Source organism: Gordonia namibiensis NBRC 108229, assembly GCF_000298235.1.
Taxonomy (GTDB): domain Bacteria; phylum Actinomycetota; class Actinomycetes; order Mycobacteriales; family Mycobacteriaceae; genus Gordonia; species Gordonia namibiensis.
Genome location: NZ_BAHE01000053.1, coordinates 37,237 through 52,943 on the forward strand (window position 1 = coordinate 37,237; position 15,707 = coordinate 52,943).

Here is a 15,707-nt window from a genome sequence, read left to right on the forward strand (position 1 = left end):
CGCGGTTCCGGTTCCGCTCCGGCCGGATTCATCGCCGAAGACGTTGGCAGGCATCGACTTACGCGTCATCGGCAGTCCGGAGGTGGCCCAGGACCTGGGCGAGTTTGAGACGTCCGCGTGCGCAACGACTCTTGATGGTCCCTTCGGCGACGCCGAGCAGGGAGGCGGCCTCGGCGATCGAGTAACCCTCGAGATCGACGGCGACGATGGCCTGCCGCTGGCCTTCGGGAAGAGCGTGCAGGGCCCGGCCGATGGAGACGGACAGATCTACCGCGGCGATGTCGTCGGCGGTGTCGGCGATCGACATCACGTCCCATTCGGGCAACGGAACGGTCTTGCGGGAGTTGTTGCGTCGGATCCGGTCGAGGCAGGCGTTGACGACGATCCGGTGCAGCCAGCTCGTCACCTTCGCGTCGGACCGGAAATCCCCGGCGGTCCGGTGGGCGGCGAGTAGCGCGTCCTGTAGCCCGTCGGCCGCGTCCTCGGGGCTTTGGCTGGTCCGGATGGCGACCGACCACAGGTAGTCGAGGTGACGATTGACCAGATCGGTGAACGCGCCCGGGTCGCCGGCGACGTGAGCGCGTAACAACTGCTCATCGGTGCGCAGGTCAACTGCGTCGTTCCCCCCGGCCATGCGCTGAGAGTAATGGAGAAGTCACCACCCGACCCGGTGACGACGCGGTTGTCTACAGGAGTGTTCCCGCTGTGGACAGTCGGTTTGGCGGGTGTGTTCACGCCTCCAGCCGGGCTCGGACGGCGGCCATCCGCTGCGCGAGTTCGCGTTCGTCGATCACCCCGCGATCGAGCAGAGTGTGGGCCAGGGCGACGAGCTGATTCTCCGGATAGGGGAGGTCGGCGTAGGTGGTCGCCGCCAACCGGTCCTCTTCGTCCCGGCGCTCCACGACCCCGGGTGCCGCGCAACCGCTGTCGGCGGCCCGGTCGAGCGCATCGCAGAGACCGTCGAGGCTGGTCTTCCACGGCGGGACGAGGTTGGCGACCCCGTACTTGGCGGCCATCCGCGGCCACACCTGGTCACGCTCGACGACCTCGGCGAGCGGCGGGTAGACATCTCCGGTCTCGGGTTGCGTCGACATCGTCAGTCTCCTGCCGGGTGGACGGCGGGTCGGACGGTAGTAGTGACCGCGTTGGTGGTCACCCCGGGCCTGGGGAGAGCGACCCCGATCAGGCAGTCGCGGGTCAGGATCTCGGCCAGCTGCTCCTGGGTCCAGTCCTCCGTCCCGGCCGGGCGTTGCGGCATCACCATGAACCGGTGTTTCTGATTGGAGTCCTGGACACGGACCGACACACCGTCCGGTAGCTGGAGACCGAACTCCGACAACACCTGTCGCGGCCAGCGCACCATGCGGCGCCGATAGTTCGGCGTGCGATACCACTCGGGCGAATTACCGAGAATCGGCCGCGGATAACACGAACACAACGCGCACACGATCACGTGATGAACCGACGGGGTGTCCTCGAGGATCGAGAAAGCGGTGAAATCACTGGGCGTTCCGAAGCCGGTGGGCTCGAGCCAGTCGACCCCGACCTCCTTGCTCGCGGTCATCGGTTCGGCGAGGGCGAGTTCCTTGAAGTCCGGTTCGAGCCAGGCGCGGGCGACCAGGGTTGCGGCCGGCGTCGGTCCGATCTGTTCGGCGAACTCGGTGAATCTACGATGTTCCTCCGCGGTGAAAAGACCCTTCTCTATGCACAATTCACGCAGGGCGATCTCGAGCACCTCGAAATCGGTGACCTCCTCGACCATCGGCGCGACCGTCCGCGCATGGTCGTGATCGTGATCGTGGCCGTGCGTACCGGTGGCGTCGCTCATGGTCTAGTTCTCCTCTCGACCGGCCGGCGCCAGCCACCTCTCCGGAATCTCGGTTCGCAGGGTGTCGTCGGCGGTGCCGGTGTATCCGTGCCACAGGTCGCTCATCTGGAATTCGACGACGTAGAACCACTCGGCCTGGGCGTCGGACAGACCCCATGTCTCGTCCTCGGGCGCGGGACTCTCGTAGGCGACGGCCGAGATCCGACCGGTTGCGCCGCGCACGTATTCCGGTGTGCGCGTGTAGAAGACGACCGGAAGCTCCCGCACGACGACGAGATCGTGGACGGCGAACCGGGCCTCACCGGCCTTTCCTGCGTAGATCTGCGGGTCCCCGACCCCTACCGCGTGCCGGTGGTGGGTGTTGCGGGGTACCTCGGAACCGTCACCGACACTGCGGGGTTGCGCTTCGAGTTTCTTGCCCGCCAGTCCCCCGGCGTACCGTTCCTGCACCTCCAGCATGCGCTCGGAGAGCTCGCCGAGCGCGATGTGGTGTTTCTCGACCAGAACTCTCGCGACCGCCAGCAACCACCGGCCGTAGTACGGGAGACCGAGGTACTCCGCGCGGCCGACGTCGACATTGCCGATCCGCCGGCGTTCCTCGGAGAGCCAGATCCCGCGCCAGGCCAGGACTTCGCACATGACGTAGGTCATGTGCTCCCACAGCTCGTAGGCCTTTCCCTCGTAGAAGATCGGTGCGTCGGGTTCACCGCCGACGTCGTGCACCGGTTTCAGATAGGCGGTGATCCGCGCGTGATCGAGGAGATCGGGAGTGGGCGCGTCCGGAAGCTCCGGATACGAAGATTTCAGGCGCGCAACAAGATCCAGCTGTCTGGCACGTTCTTCTGCTGTACTCATCCGTCGCCTCCCGGGAGTAGCGGCCCCGCGGCTTTGAAGCAGAATGTTCCGAAATCTACTCGCGTAGCACGACTTATGGAGGTGTTTTGACGGAGTCGACGGTCGTGTGACGTCAGTTCAGCAGTCGACCGTGCGCGGCGACGAACAGTTCGACGCATACGTCGAGGACGTCTTCGAGGGGTTCGCGCGGAATGTCGGAGTCCGCTTCCCCGGCGACATACCAGTCGACCATCAACTGGATGACGGCTCCGACGAGCCCGACCGAGGCGAGCCGCTGACGGGTCGTGGGCGGACGACTTCCCCGTGCCAGCATCAGGATGAGGTCGGCCCATCCGTGTATCGCGCGCATTCGTACGCGCTCGATCTCCGGTGAGACGCCGACGACCTCGACCAGCATGACCCGCGCCCGACGCGCATCGTCGGCCAGTGCCGACATGAAGGCCTGCAGGATTGCGCGCGCCGCATCGGAGATGGCTTCTGCGGGAATGCCTTCCGAAGCATCGATGATCCCGGTCTCGTCGATCGCGGCGTCGAGGAAGCTCCTTGCGGCGGCGATCGTCGAGGTGCGGGCGAAGTCGACGCAGTCGTCGTAGACCGCGACGAGCAGGTCGGCGCGATCGCTGAAGGATTCGTAGAAGTAGCGCTGGGTGAGCCCGGCCTGGTCGCAGACACTCTTGACCGAGGCCTTCGCGTATCCGTCGGTACCGAAAACGTCGAGGCCGGCGCTGATCAGAGCGCTGCGGCGCCGAGCCTGGCGTTCGGTCGGGTCCGCTCCCCCATAGCGCCGGCCGGCGGTTCGGGTGGCGGGGTCTCCCGCGGTGGCGGACGTGGGCACGGGACCTCGCTCCTGTCGTCACGACCCGATTTCGACCGATCGGGTCTTTACAGCGCTGCTTCTGACACGATACCTTGTCAGAATTGAACTGACATGCTGACGTGTCAGATGGTGTCCTAGGGAGTACACGGTGTTGGAGTTCTTGCCGGAACCTATGCGCGAGCCGACGGTTCTCGCGATCCCGTTCTTCTTGTCGATGCTGGCCATCGAGTGGTTCGCCGCGGCCAAGCTCGAACACGATCACGACGACGAGGGCGGTCCGGCCCCCGGCGCCTACGAGACCCGGGATGCGCGCGCGAGCGTGATGATGGGGGTCGTCTCCATCGGGACCAGCGCCTTCTGGAAACTTCTCGGCCTGCTCGCCTACACCGCCCTGTTCACCTACGTCGCACCGTGGCAGCTGCCGATGAACCAGTGGTACTCGTGGGTCATCGCTTTCGTGGCGGTGGACTTCATCTACTACTGGGTGCATCGGGTGTCGCACCGCGTGCGCATCGTCTGGGCGACCCATCAGGCCCATCACTCCAGCGAGTACTTCAACTTCGCTACCGCGCTGCGCCAGAAGTGGAACATCAGCGCCGCGATCGTGATGTGGCTCCCGCTGCCCCTGCTCGGTGTCCCGCCGGCCCTGGTGTTCTTCGCGTACTCGCTGAACCTCATCTACCAGTTCTGGATTCACACCGAGCACATCAACAAGATGTGGGCGCCGTTCGAGTACGTGTTCAACACCCCGTCGCATCACCGTGTGCATCACGGACGCGATCCCGAGTACCTCGACCGCAACTACGGCGGCGTCTTCATCATCTGGGACCGGATGTTCGGATCCTTCACGCCGGAGATCCGCCGCCCGCGCTACGGGCTGACCAAACCGGTGGACACCTACAACATCTGGCGACTCGAGACGCACGAGTACGTGGCGATCGCCCGCGATGTGAGGTCGACGTCGAGCTGGCGAGCACGCCTGGGCTACATCTTCGGCCCGCCCGGGTGGACTCCGAAGACGACCGATCCGGCGCCCGAACCGGTGACAGCGGGCACCGAGAGCGAGTCGGTCAGCCCGCCATCGTGACGCGGCCGACCTCGGCCTGGAAGCCGCCCGCCGACGGTGGCAGCGTCTTGATCCACACCATCACGAAGCGGCTCGGTTGCGGAGACGCGATCGGGATCGTCGTGGTGTTCTGATCGACCCGACCCGCGGCCACCGGGGTGGTCCGGGCGAAGGCGGGCCGCGCGTTCGGCGAGGTGCGGATCTCCACGTCGAAACCGGGGGTCGGGGTCTCGATGGTCACCGACTTCACCGCGCGCTCGTCACCGAGGTCGAACATCAGGCCGAGCCCCTGCTTGAGACCGCCGAAGTCGGGGCGACCGCGGTAGTTGTCGGTCTGCCACGGCGGCGCCGCACCGGTGATCACGTTCCCGACGTTGGCCGAGTTGTCCGGCGGCTGCGACGAGAAGTCGGCCACGGTCACCCCCCGGAGGGCGATGTCCTGTGCCGGCGGGGCCTCGGCAGGTGCCTTGGCCTCGGGTGTCGGTTGGCCCGGCGGGGCCGGCTCGGTGGTGGTCAGGATCGAATCGATGTCACTCGAGCCGTCACCGCTGCCGAAGACGTTGGTGGCTCCGACGATCAGCGCGATGACCACGAAGAGCGCGAGCAGACCGGCGCCGATCAGCAGCGCGAGGTTCTTGCGTCCCGGCTTGTGCTCGGCGCTGCCGACCCGCGGTGCCACCGTGACCGGCGGCGGCGCGTCGGCGTCGGTGATGGCGGGGAGCATGTCGGTGTTGAGGTCGACCACCGTGGCCTGGTCGAGAACATGCTGGACCGTCGCCGCGGTCCGGATGCCCCGGGTTCCGTCGAGGGCACGCGCCGCGACCGCCGAGATCTCGAACGGGATGTCGGGCTTCGCCGCCCGCGGTTCCAGGGGCTGACCGTTCTCCCCCGGTGCCGCCACCGGGATGCCACCGATCGGATCGGTGACGTCGTCGGTGGTGACGAGCCGCGACCCGTTCTCGGGATCGAGGGTCCACCGGTTCAGCAGCAGTGCGTAGAGCACCGCACCGAGGCCGCGCACGTCGGAGGCCTTGTCGTCCCCGGCGAGGGTGCCCGGGAAGGCCAGGACCGCGTTACCGTCGTGGCTGATGCGGATGCGGTCGGGATGGTCGATCGACAGCGCGCCACCGGACCGGTGGGCGATCTCTGCGGCCGCGGCCAGCGAGCGCACGGCTCGGGCTGCGCCGATCGGGGACGGCTCGGACCGGGCGACGTCGGCGAGCGACGAGCCGGGCACCCACTCGGCGACGACGATGCCGCCGGAGGAACCGCGGACGACGTCGAGCACCCGGGCCACTCCGTCGGAGGTGATCTGTCCCAGACGGAGGGTCCGGGAGAGGACCGCCTGGGGTCCCTGGTCGGTCGCCTTGATGGCCTGTCCGCGCTCGAGCGGCGGCGCGAGCTGGTCGGCGTCGACGAAGGTCAATGCGACCTCACGGTCGAGGTTGATGTCCTGGGCGCGCCAGAACTGCAGACCGCGGGTGCCGCCATGCTGTTCGAGGAGCCGGTATCGGCCACCGGCGACCGCGGCGCCCGGGATCAGACGTGGGCCGCGTCGACGGGCGGCCTCCGGTGTCGGCGCGGCGGCCGGCGCGTCGGGAGTCTGGCCGTGAGTGGATGTGGAGGGAGCCTGCGGTTCGGCGGAATGGGATTCGCCGGGGCCGGATTCGACGGGCGACCCGGTGGGTGCACTCGTGTCGATCTCGCTGTCACTCACGCGACGGACTCCTTTCCTCCGGTATCTGATGTCGCGCGGAACCGGTGCGCGCTCTGGGATGGGACGTGCTCCCCGGCCGGCGCCGATCGCGCCGCCGGTGTGCACGGAGTAGGACTGCCACGTCGCGGTGCCCCTGTCGAAGCGGCGCAGCACTTGTACCTGACCAGAGTACGGGAGCGATTCGTCCGCAGAGACGCGCGGAAACTGAACTGTGATCGCCGGGGACTGTTCGCGTTCGGGCTCCGCGGGCGGCGCGAGAGCCGGGATGAACCGGCCGAGGAGGCGACGTACGGAGTTGCCGATCGCGACCACGTCCGGCACCCGTGCGGCGGCCAGACCCGCATAGGTCACCGCCAGCACGACGACCGCCGTCAGGATCAGGTACAGCAGCGACCCGACCTTGCCGAGCCAACCGATCATGTGGTCGAGGCCGGACATCTTGGCGACGGCCCAGACGACCGCCGAGACGCTCAGAGAGACCGCGAACGTGACCAGCGTGGTGCGGGCGACGTTCGTCAATCGCGCGCCCCGCAGTCGGCTGCGGAGCAGGTAGTGGCCGACGATGGCGCCGACCAGGTAGCCGAGCCCGTTGGACAGCGCGAGCCACCGCACGACGTTCGACGGGTCGTCGAACAGGACGGGACCCATGTACGACGACGTCACCTTGACCACGGTGATGCCGAGCGCGATGAAGGTCGGGGTCCAGGCGTCCTCCCGGGCGTAGAAGACACGTAGCTGGACGAGCGTCATCGAGTACGGGATGAGCGTGAACGCACCCCAGGCGAGCACCGAACCCAGCTGGGAGGCGTCGGCGGCGTCGAACCGGCCGAAGTTGAACACCGCGATGGCGATGGCCGGCCCGAAGAAGGTCATGAACGACACGACCGGGACCAGTGCGACCATCGTCAGGCGTGTGGCCAGCGACAGGTCGTCGACCACGGCCTTCGTGTCGTCGGCGGCCGCATTGCGCGAGAGTCGCGGCATGATCGCGGTCAGGATGGTCACGCCGAGCACGCCGTAGGGCAGCTGCAGCAACTGCCAGTGGGTGAAGTAGATGCTGACGCCGGACTCCTCGGCGGAGGCGGCGATCCGGTAGGTCGCGATGAGACCGACCTGCAGCAGCGCCACGTAGGCGACGATCGCCAGCGCCATGTTGCCGAACTGGCGCAACCGGGCGTCGATGCCCCATTCGAGCTTGAGATGAACTCCCGCCTTGCGCAGGAACGGCACCAGGACCATGGCTTGCAGCACCACGCCGAGGGTGCACCCGATACCGAGGACGAGCAGCTGCGGATCGCTCATGCGGACCGGGTTGAGCGTGATCTCGCCGGGCACGAGTGCGTACAGCACGAGCGTCGTGATCTGGACGACGTTGTTCAGGACCGGTGCCCAGGCGCCCGGCTTGAACAGACCGCGCAGGTTGAGCACCGCGATGAACAGTGCAGAGAGCCCGTAGAACAGGATCTCGGGCAGCAGCAGATAGGCGAGGTGGGTGGACAGGTCCCGGTTGACCTGCCCGTCACCGAGATTCAGGTAGGTCAGCAGTGGCGCGGCGATGACGGCCAGAACCGTCGCCGAGCCGAGCACCACCACGGTGATCGTGAATATTCGGTTGAGAAAGCCCTGACCACCGTCTTCGTCCTCGGCTTCGGCCCGGGCGAGCAGCGGGATGACGATGGCCGTCAGCACGGCGCCCAACACGACCTCGGCGATCATGTTCGGCAGCACGTCGGCGGCCTGGAACGCCGACGCGATGCCCGAACCGAGCATCGCCAGGATCAGAACGGTGCGGAGGAAGCCGGTGATCCGACTGAAGAGGGTCGCGATGGCGATCGAGCCACTGGTTCGCAGGATGCTCGAGTCGGAGTCGCGTGCCAGACCGGTCGACGACGAGTCGTCGGCGGTCACCTTATTCGACGACCCGGTGTTGACGGCGTCCGTCTCGCCGCTGTGTCGTTCGTGGTAACCGGCCGCGTCGAGGCGTCCGGGTCGGGCCGGCGGGGCATCGACGCGGACACCACCGGGCACGGGGCCCTGAGCATGACGGGCGCCCTGAGGATCGCGGGTGCGGTGGACGGGCGGCGGGACCGGCCGGCCGGGACGGGGTGGCGGCGGCACCGGGCCGGAACCGGGCGGGATCCGGCGGGGTGCGGCGCGATCCGGACGCTGTGGAGGCACCGCACCGGGTGCTCCCGGCCGCGGTTCGCGCGGCACATCGTTCCAGTTCACGTGTTGTTTCGCCGTCCTCGTTCAGTGCTCGATCAGGGGTCGTGCGGGTGGTCTTCCGGCTCCTCGCCGGGTGGCCGACCCTCGCCTTGCAGGGTACGGCGTCGCTCCTGATAGCCGCTTCCCGCCAGCATCCGCTCGAGTTCGTCGGGTTCGGGCCGGTCGGCGTCGGCGGGGTCGGGCTGACCGCGGAACCGGTGCCACAGCCTGCGCGCGGTCAGCAGCACGAGCGCCACGCCGGCGACGATGGTGATGTAGAACAGCGGCTTGCCGTAGGCGTTGGTGTGCACCTGCAGGGTGATCGGCTGGCCGAGGGGCACACCGGTGACCGTGGCCAGCCGGATGTCGATGGTGACGGCCTCGGAGGTCTCGCCGCGTGTGGGGAGTTGGATCTGCCGGGTTCCGCGGGCGGGGATCTCGATCACCCCGAGATCGCCGATCTCGACGCCCTCGGGCGCGGACGTGGTCAGGCGGGCCCGGACCGGCAGGGCGAGGTCGTTGCGCACCGCGAGCAGTACCGGGCTGCGTTCGGAGGCCAGGGTGTACCGGCCGCCGGGGTCGAGGATCGTGACGGACTGACCGAGGCGGTGCAGGGTCGACGCCACGGCGTCGATGCGCTCCTCCTGCAGCCGACGCAGATGCGTGTAGACGGCGGATCCCGCGACGTCGGGGGACCTGATGGCGCGCAGCTGGTCCTCGCGCAGCGGCGACATGTACCGCTCCGGGGTGGCCGCGACATCGGCCGACCGGACCAGCGCGCCCTCGAACTGCCAACTGTCCTCGACGTTGCGACGGATGGCGGCGGTCGCCTGCGAGGTGAGCACGGATCCGATGCGGCCGACGGGTCCCACCCCCGGTGGGTCGGTCAGCCGGCCGGTGGCACCTGCGGTGTTCAGTTCCTGCACCAGGGACGGCAGGGGTGTCGGGGTCGCGGCACCGGACTCGAGCAGCAGGCGCGCGGTCGCGAAGAGCGCGTCGGAATCCGCGACCGTCGGGGACCAGTAGGTCGGGGGCACGAGGAACGCAGACCGCCCGACCACCGGATTTCGGGGGCCGGAGTCGTCTGCCGAGTCCGGTTGCGGCGCGGCGATCGCCGGGTAGGCCAGCGCGGCGATCGCACTCTGGCGACGGCTGCCGGTCGATTCGTCGGTGAGGTCGACCTGCTGTGACTTCGGGGTGAGGGCCGGGGTGCTCGGGGCGGTGCCGATCGCGGCGAGCGACGCCGTGATGGGTGCGTCGAAGGTCTGGGCGGTGAGGCGGCCGACACGGTAGCGACCGGTGTCGTCGCGGCGGCCGGTGGGGGCGACCGAGTTCGACGCGAGTGCAACGGAGGTGACGGCGGCTTCGGCCAGGGCGTCGGCACCGGCGTCGTCGATGGCGCCGAGCGCGGGCACCGACAGGCCGCGCACGCTGCGCACGCCCAGGATGGCGTCGATGATGTCGGCGGGCTTGCGGAGGGCGGACTCGGTGAGGCCGGTGTTGCCGATCCTGGCGAGCGACGTCAGGTCGGCCTGCGCGAACGGCAACGCCACCACGCACATCCGGCTCGCGGTCCACCGCAGGTCGTCGAGCCAGCGGCCGGCGATCTCGGATCCGTTGCCTGGCCGGGCGGCCGAGGTCGGGTCGGCCGGGTTCGTCGACACCTCGTAGCCGAGGGACATCGCACGGACGGTCACGAGGAGGTCGGGGTCGACGGCCAGGCACATGCTCTCGGCGAGCTTCTCGGAGCCGGGCATCGCGGCCGGCGCCGGTTCGGCGGGACTCTCCGCCGGGGGTTCGGAGGACGGCGGTCCGGACTCCTCGCGCGGTGGCGTGCCGACGACCTTCTGCAACGACTTGAGCAGTTCGTTCAGCCGGCCGCCGGTGTCGAGCGACCGTGCCATGTCCTCGTTGATCAGCCGGACGGGTTCGGTGTTGCCGCCGAGCACACCGGGCGCGAGCTGCGGCGGCGCGGCCATCGGCCACAGCATCGTCATCCGGGCCGGGCTGGCCAGATCCGCCGAGACCGAACCGTCCGGGCCGAGCCCGGGCACCGACGGCGAACCCGTCTCGTCGGTCGGATCGACGTAGTTGCGCGCACGGTTCTCGTCCGGCGGCAGCGACAGCACCGGGAGGAGCATGCGCGAGCCGGCGACCTGGGCCGGGTTGCCGTAGTCGGGGGTGCCGTTGACGTTGACCTGCATCGGATAGACGCCGGTCTCGGAGATCCCGAGGCCCTGACCGTCGGGCCCGGAGCCGGCGGACAGTGCCATCGACATCCGGAAGCCGACACTCTCCCCCGGCGCGAGGGACTCACTGAGCGTCTCGAACGGGCCGGCGACGGCGATCGCGGGATCGTCGTCGGCGAGCTGGGTGCGCAACCCTGAGGCCGACGAGACGGGATCACCACGTTCGAGACGGATGGACAGGTTGCTGATCGAGCGGTCGCCGATGTTGTCGACGCGACCGCTCACCGTCACCAGCGGCCTGCTGGTGGTGGTCACGATCGACGGGGTCATCGAGTCGATGACGATGCGTGCGAACCGCGGCGACGACTGCTGGGCGGGATCCGCCCCGGTGGCACTCGTCTCGGGCACGGCGGAGGCCGGTGCGGCGACACCCGGCAGCAACAGCAGCGCGACGACGCCGAGCACCGCCGCCAATGCGGTCACGACCTGCACCCGCCGCGGATCGATGATCCCGCCGCGACGATCATGACGTCGCTCGGATCGGCGGAGAGAAGGACGAGGGATCGGACCGGACCGGTCGGGCAACAGGCGCGCCTCAGCCATCGCCGGCCGCGGGCCGTCGGGGACGGCGTCGTCGCCGGCGCGGACGAGCCGGGGGCAGGGGCTCGTTGCGGCGCTGATTGCGCGCTGCGGCGGCTTTCTCATAGGCGTTGGGTTCGGTGCGAATGCTGTCGGCCTCGGACTGGGCGAGTCGGGTCGGGTCGGCGGCGAGATCGGCGATCACACCACGGGCCATCCGGGCGAGTCGTCGCTCGTCAGAGTACGTGAGGCGACGCGGCAACTCGTGCAACGGCACCCAGGCCACCTCGCTGACTTCGTAGTCGGCATCGGACAATTCACCGCCGACACAACGCAGAAGGTAGTGGTGCACGGTCTTGTGGATGCGGCGACCCTCGCTCACGAACCAGTAGTCGATCTTGCCCAGCGGTGCGACGACCGTGCCCAGGATCCCGGTCTCCTCCTCGACCTCGCGGATCGCGGTCTGCTCGGCGGTCTCACCGGTCTCGATGTGACCCTTGGGCAGCGACCACATCATCCGGCCGCGGCGATCCACCCGGCCGATCAGTGCGGCGGACAGTTCGTCGATGGGCAGACCGAGGTCGGAGATGACGAGTCCACCGGCCGAGGTCTCCCGCACGGTCCGGAGCTTGTCGGTGGCGGTGCGGTCGTTGGACCGGTCGGCGGTGCGGTCCGGCCGTGCGGAGCGGCGTCGGCCCTTGCCGGCCTTGCCCGTCGCCTGGGACAGGCCCTTGGTGGTGATGGTCGCCGTGACCGTGGCCATGTCGGAGGGCTTCGGCGGCGTCACCTTCGGACGGGCACGGTCGGGGTCGACGGGGAGCTTCTCCACCGGCTCGGCCTCGACGGGGTCGGGGCAGGCGGGATCGGCGGTACGGGCGCGGACGAGATCGTTCGGCGTGGGCCGCCCGGTCGACGGCGCCGGTGACGTGGCGGGGTTGTGCTGCTTGTGGGTGCCCGGTTTGTGGCCGTTCTGTTTGGGCCCGTTCTGCTTGGAACCGGACTGCTTGTGCCCGGCCGCGGCGTGACCGCCGCTGTTGTGCGAGGTGGTTCCGCGACCCTCGCCCTTGCGACGACCTCGACGCCGGCGGCCGCGTCGTGTGCGACGCCCCTGACCGGCTGGGTTCTGACCTGCTTGTCCGCCGCCGTCCCCATGCGAACCCGACGAGACGTCGCTGACGTCTGAAGGGTTGGTCGAGGAATCGGTGGACACTCCACGATGCTAGCGGCTGGTCACCTGCAGTTTGCCCGGACGCCTCGTAGTGCGCGGAGGATGTCGACACCGGCAACGGAATGCGCGGACAGGGTGTACGACGGATATCGACAGGTGGCCACGACTGGGCCCGTGGTCCGGGCTCCTCCACGGCGTCGAAGCCGCGGGCGACGACGGTAGGGTGGCAAGCCGTGAATGACTCTTCTCCGTCGGATGTACGGCCGACGGTGTCGGATCCGGACCGCAAGACGCGCCTGCTGGCTGCCGCGGCGATAGCGCTCCGGGAGCTCGACGACGTCCTGGCTCCCCTCGGGGAGCTGTTCGCGTCGGCCGGTCATGAGTTGTATCTGGTCGGCGGCTCGGTGCGCGATGCGGTTCTGGGCCGGCTGGGCAACGACCTGGATTTCACCACCGATGCCCGTCCCGAAGAAGTGTCCCGCCTGCTCAAGGGATGGGCCGACGCCTTCTGGGATGTCGGCATCGAGTTCGGCACGGTCGGCATCCGCAAGGGTGCGCACCAGATCGAGATCACCACCTTCCGAGCCGACAGCTACGACCAGGTCAGCCGGAATCCCGAGGTCACCTTCGGCGAGACCCTCGACGACGACCTGATCCGCCGCGACTTCACCGTCAACGCGATGGCCGTACGCATCGGCGCGAAGGGTGCCGAGGACTTCTGCGATCCGCTCGACGGGATGTCCGCGTTGCTGGCGGGGGTCATCGACACCCCGGCGACCCCGGAGCAGTCCTTCGGCGACGATCCGCTGCGCATGCTGCGGGCCGTCCGCTTCATCTCCCAGCTCGGATTCCGGCTCGCGCCGCGCGTGTGGCACGCGATCACCGAGATGAACGGCGAGATCGACCGCATCACCGCCGAACGTGTCCGCGCGGAGCTGGACAAGCTCATCTGCGGGGAGTTCCCCATCGACGCGATCGACGCGATGGTCGAGACCGGTCTGGCCGAGCGGGTGATGCCCGAGATCCCCGGGATGAAGCTCACCATCGACGAGCACCACCAGCACAAGGACGTCTACCAGCATTCGCTGACCGTGCTGAAGCAGGCGATCGACCTCGAGGAGGGCGACCCCGACCTCGTGCTGCGCTGGGCGGCACTGCTGCACGACATCGGCAAGCCCGCGACCCGACGCCACGAACCCGGCGGCGGGGTCAGCTTCCACCACCACGAGGTGGTCGGCGCCAAGATGGTGCGCAAGCGGATGCGGGCGCTGAAGTATCCGAAGGCCGTTGTGTCCGACGTCGCGGACCTGGTGTTCCTGCATCTGCGGTTCCACGGGTACGGCGACGGCGCCTGGACCGATTCGGCCGTGCGGCGCTATGTCAACGACGCCGGTCCGCTGCTCGATCGGTTGAACAAGCTGGTGCGGGCCGACTGCACGACGCGCAACAAGCGACGAGCCCGCCGGTTGCAGCAGAACTACGACAACCTCGAGCAGCGGATCGCGGCGCTCAAGGAAGCCGAGGACCTGGAGAAGGTCCGACCCGACCTCGACGGCAACGCGATCATGGAGATGCTCGGTGTGCCGCCCGGGCCGATCGTCGGCCAGGCCTGGCGTCATCTGAAGGAACTGCGGCTGGACCGCGGTCCGCTCAGCCACGAGGAGGCCGAACAGGCACTCCGGGAGTGGTGGGCAGCGCGCGGGGAGAAGTAGGCGCGAGGACCGGTCAGCTCGGCGTCGGAGGGGTGAACACCTCGATGGCATGCGGGACGGCTTCGAACACCGCGGGCAGTTCACCGACGAGATCGCCGTCGACGGACACCAGCGCCGGCGGATCGCAGTAGAGCTCGACCTCGGCGCCGCGCATCGTCTGCACCAGCGGATGGTCGATGTGCGTTCCGGTGAACACCTTCGGGAAGACGCGGGCGAGCGTCGGCCGGGCGAACCGCGGCGGATTCTTCGCGAGGGTGACGTCGAGCTGTCCGTCGGACACCGATGCCTTCGGGGTGATCTTCATGCCGCCGCCGTACGACGTGGTGTTCCCGATCGCAGCGAAGATGAGGTCGGCCTCGGCGGTCTCGTCGTCGACGCGCACCTGGTAGTGCCGCGAACGCAAGGCGATGAGCTCGAACAGTGCGGCGATCGTGTAGCGCGCCTGTCCCCTGGGCCAGCGCATGTCGATGGCGCGGGCGGTCACCGCGGCGTCGAAGCCGGTGGCGGCGACCGTCCCGAACAGAGCGGTGCGGCCGTCGGGGAAGCTGACGCGGCCCAGGTCGACGGGCCGTCGGTGGCCGTCGAGGATCACCTGGACGGCGTCGGCGGTCTCGAGCGGGATGTGCAGGTTGCGGGCGAAGTCGTTGCCGCTGCCGGCGGGGATGACGGCGAGGGGCTTGCCCGAACCGATGCTGGCCTCGACCGCGAGCCGGATGGTGCCGTCGCCGCCTGCGATGGCCAGCACGTCGGTGTCGCCGCGGGCGGCCTTTCCGGCCAGGTCCGCGGCATCGGCCATGTCCTCGCCGACGATGATCTCGACCCCGACGTTCTGTGCCTTCAGGAGGTCGGCGGCGTTCTGTGCCACGTGTAGACCGGCTCCGTGACGTGCGTACGGACTGGCAACGATGGTGACGTGTCGGATGGTCATCTGGTCGGCCCCCCGCCGATTGTGTGATCCGTTACAGTGTTACACATCATGTCAATCCGTAACGAGGAGATCGGGGATCTCGTTCTGGACGCGGCGAGGGTCTGCCTGCTGCGTAGCGGCGGCCGCAAGGTGACCGTCTCCGAGGTCGCCCGCCAGGCCGGGGTGAGTCGACCCACCGTCTATCGACGCTGGCCCGACATCGCCGAGATCATCCGGGACCTGCTCACCCGCGAGGTTCTCACCATCGTCGACCACGTGCTCGGTGAGCGCGGCGAGCCGCAGGACCTCGACGCACTGGCCGACCAGGTGGTGACGGTGGTCGGGGCTTTGCGCGACAGCGACCTGATCTCCTCGCTGTGGCGCGAGCAGCGGGACTTCATGGCGCCCTACGTCTTCGAACGCCTCGGCACCAGTCAGCAGGGTGTGCTCGCGCTGCTGGCGGACATGCTGGCCCAGGGACAGGGGCGCAGGCAGGTGCGGACCGGTGACGCCAAGCGGATGGCGTCGATGGTCCTGCTGATCGCGCAGAGTTTCCTGCAGTCGGGGGCGTTGGTGTCGGACATCCTCGCCGAGGGTTGGAGAACCGAACTCCACGACGTCATCGTCGGCTACCTGCGACCGACGCCATGAGGGGGTCCATCTG

General features: G+C 68.7%; 12 protein-coding genes. 3 read left to right on the forward strand and 9 right to left on the reverse strand.

Annotated features, from left to right (window positions below):
• Positions 1 to 58: 58 nt before the first annotated feature.
• The 5 genes from sigM to GONAM_RS19590 form a co-directional block, all read right to left on the reverse strand.
• Positions 59 to 634 carry an RNA polymerase sigma factor SigM gene (sigM, locus tag GONAM_RS19570; protein ID WP_006868483.1) on the reverse strand — a complete coding sequence of 192 codons (576 nt, stop codon included), beginning with the start codon at positions 632 to 634 and terminating at the stop codon, positions 59 to 61.
• Between the two features lie 97 nt (positions 635 to 731).
• Positions 732 to 1,094 carry an SH3-like domain-containing protein gene (locus GONAM_RS19575; RefSeq protein ID WP_006868484.1) on the reverse strand — a complete coding sequence of 121 codons (363 nt, stop codon included), beginning with the start codon at positions 1,092 to 1,094 and terminating at the stop codon, positions 732 to 734.
• 2 nt (positions 1,095 to 1,096) lie between these two features.
• Positions 1,097 to 1,828 (reverse strand): thiocyanate hydrolase subunit gamma, encoded by a 732-nt coding sequence (gene scnC / locus GONAM_RS19580; protein WP_006868485.1) that lies wholly within the window; start codon positions 1,826 to 1,828, stop codon positions 1,097 to 1,099.
• 3 nt (positions 1,829 to 1,831) lie between these two features.
• Complete coding sequence (locus tag GONAM_RS19585; RefSeq protein ID WP_006868486.1) at positions 1,832 to 2,683, reverse strand: SH3-like domain-containing protein; 852 nt, start codon at positions 2,681 to 2,683, stop codon at positions 1,832 to 1,834.
• Positions 2,684 to 2,795: 112 nt separating this feature from the next.
• Complete coding sequence (locus GONAM_RS19590) at positions 2,796 to 3,518, reverse strand: TetR/AcrR family transcriptional regulator (RefSeq protein WP_006868487.1); 723 nt, start codon at positions 3,516 to 3,518, stop codon at positions 2,796 to 2,798.
• 130 nt (positions 3,519 to 3,648) lie between these two features.
• Here GONAM_RS19590 and GONAM_RS19595 point away from each other — a divergent pair, with 130 nt between their 5' ends.
• Positions 3,649 to 4,587, forward strand: a complete 939-nt coding sequence (locus tag GONAM_RS19595) for a sterol desaturase family protein (RefSeq protein ID WP_006868488.1) — start codon at positions 3,649 to 3,651, stop codon at positions 4,585 to 4,587.
• On the opposite strand, the gene GONAM_RS19600 is transcribed toward GONAM_RS19595, so the two are convergent.
• The 3 genes from GONAM_RS19600 to GONAM_RS19610 form a co-directional block, all read right to left on the reverse strand.
• Positions 4,571 to 8,512 (reverse strand): murein biosynthesis integral membrane protein MurJ, encoded by a 3,942-nt coding sequence (locus tag GONAM_RS19600; RefSeq protein ID WP_006868489.1) that lies wholly within the window; start codon positions 8,510 to 8,512, stop codon positions 4,571 to 4,573. The genes GONAM_RS19595 and GONAM_RS19600 overlap by 17 nt on opposite strands.
• Positions 8,513 to 8,544: 32 nt before the next feature.
• A complete protein-coding gene (locus GONAM_RS19605; RefSeq protein ID WP_006868490.1) occupies positions 8,545 to 11,169 on the reverse strand; it encodes a DUF6049 family protein in 2,625 nt (874 codons plus the stop codon).
• 103 nt (positions 11,170 to 11,272) lie between these two features.
• The gene (locus GONAM_RS19610) at positions 11,273 to 12,466 is read right to left on the reverse strand and encodes an NUDIX hydrolase (protein ID WP_006868491.1); all 1,194 of its coding nucleotides are present in this window, start codon (positions 12,464 to 12,466) and stop codon (positions 11,273 to 11,275) included.
• A 227-nt stretch (positions 12,467 to 12,693) separates the two neighbouring features.
• On the opposite strand from GONAM_RS19610, the gene GONAM_RS19615 reads away from it, so the two are divergent.
• A complete protein-coding gene (locus GONAM_RS19615) occupies positions 12,694 to 14,136 on the forward strand; it encodes a CCA tRNA nucleotidyltransferase (RefSeq protein WP_006868492.1) in 1,443 nt (480 codons plus the stop codon).
• Between the two features lie 13 nt (positions 14,137 to 14,149).
• On the opposite strand, the gene GONAM_RS19620 is transcribed toward GONAM_RS19615, so the two are convergent.
• Entirely contained in the window at positions 14,150 to 15,064 is a 915-nt protein-coding gene (locus GONAM_RS19620) for a diacylglycerol/lipid kinase family protein (RefSeq protein ID WP_040537005.1), read from the reverse strand.
• A 48-nt stretch (positions 15,065 to 15,112) separates the two neighbouring features.
• Between GONAM_RS19620 and GONAM_RS19625 the strand changes: the two genes are divergently transcribed.
• Complete coding sequence (locus tag GONAM_RS19625; protein WP_006868494.1) at positions 15,113 to 15,694, forward strand: TetR/AcrR family transcriptional regulator; 582 nt, start codon at positions 15,113 to 15,115, stop codon at positions 15,692 to 15,694.
• Positions 15,695 to 15,707: the final 13 nt, after the last annotated feature.

Bases quoted from the DNA above. Each gene is read 5' to 3' on its own strand.
- sigM (WP_006868483.1), bottom strand. From the start codon at position 634: ATGGCCGGGGGGAACGACGCAGTTGACCTGCGCACCGATGAGCAGTTG.
- GONAM_RS19575 (WP_006868484.1), bottom strand. From the start codon at position 1,094: ATGTCGACGCAACCCGAGACCGGAGATGTCTACCCGCCGCTCGCCGAG.
- scnC (WP_006868485.1), bottom strand. From the start codon at position 1,828: ATGAGCGACGCCACCGGTACGCACGGCCACGATCACGATCACGACCAT.
- GONAM_RS19585 (WP_006868486.1), bottom strand. From the start codon at position 2,683: ATGAGTACAGCAGAAGAACGTGCCAGACAGCTGGATCTTGTTGCGCGC.
- GONAM_RS19620 (WP_040537005.1), bottom strand. From the start codon at position 15,064: ATGACCATCCGACACGTCACCATCGTTGCCAGTCCGTACGCACGTCAC.
- GONAM_RS19625 (WP_006868494.1), top strand. From the start codon at position 15,113: ATGTCAATCCGTAACGAGGAGATCGGGGATCTCGTTCTGGACGCGGCG.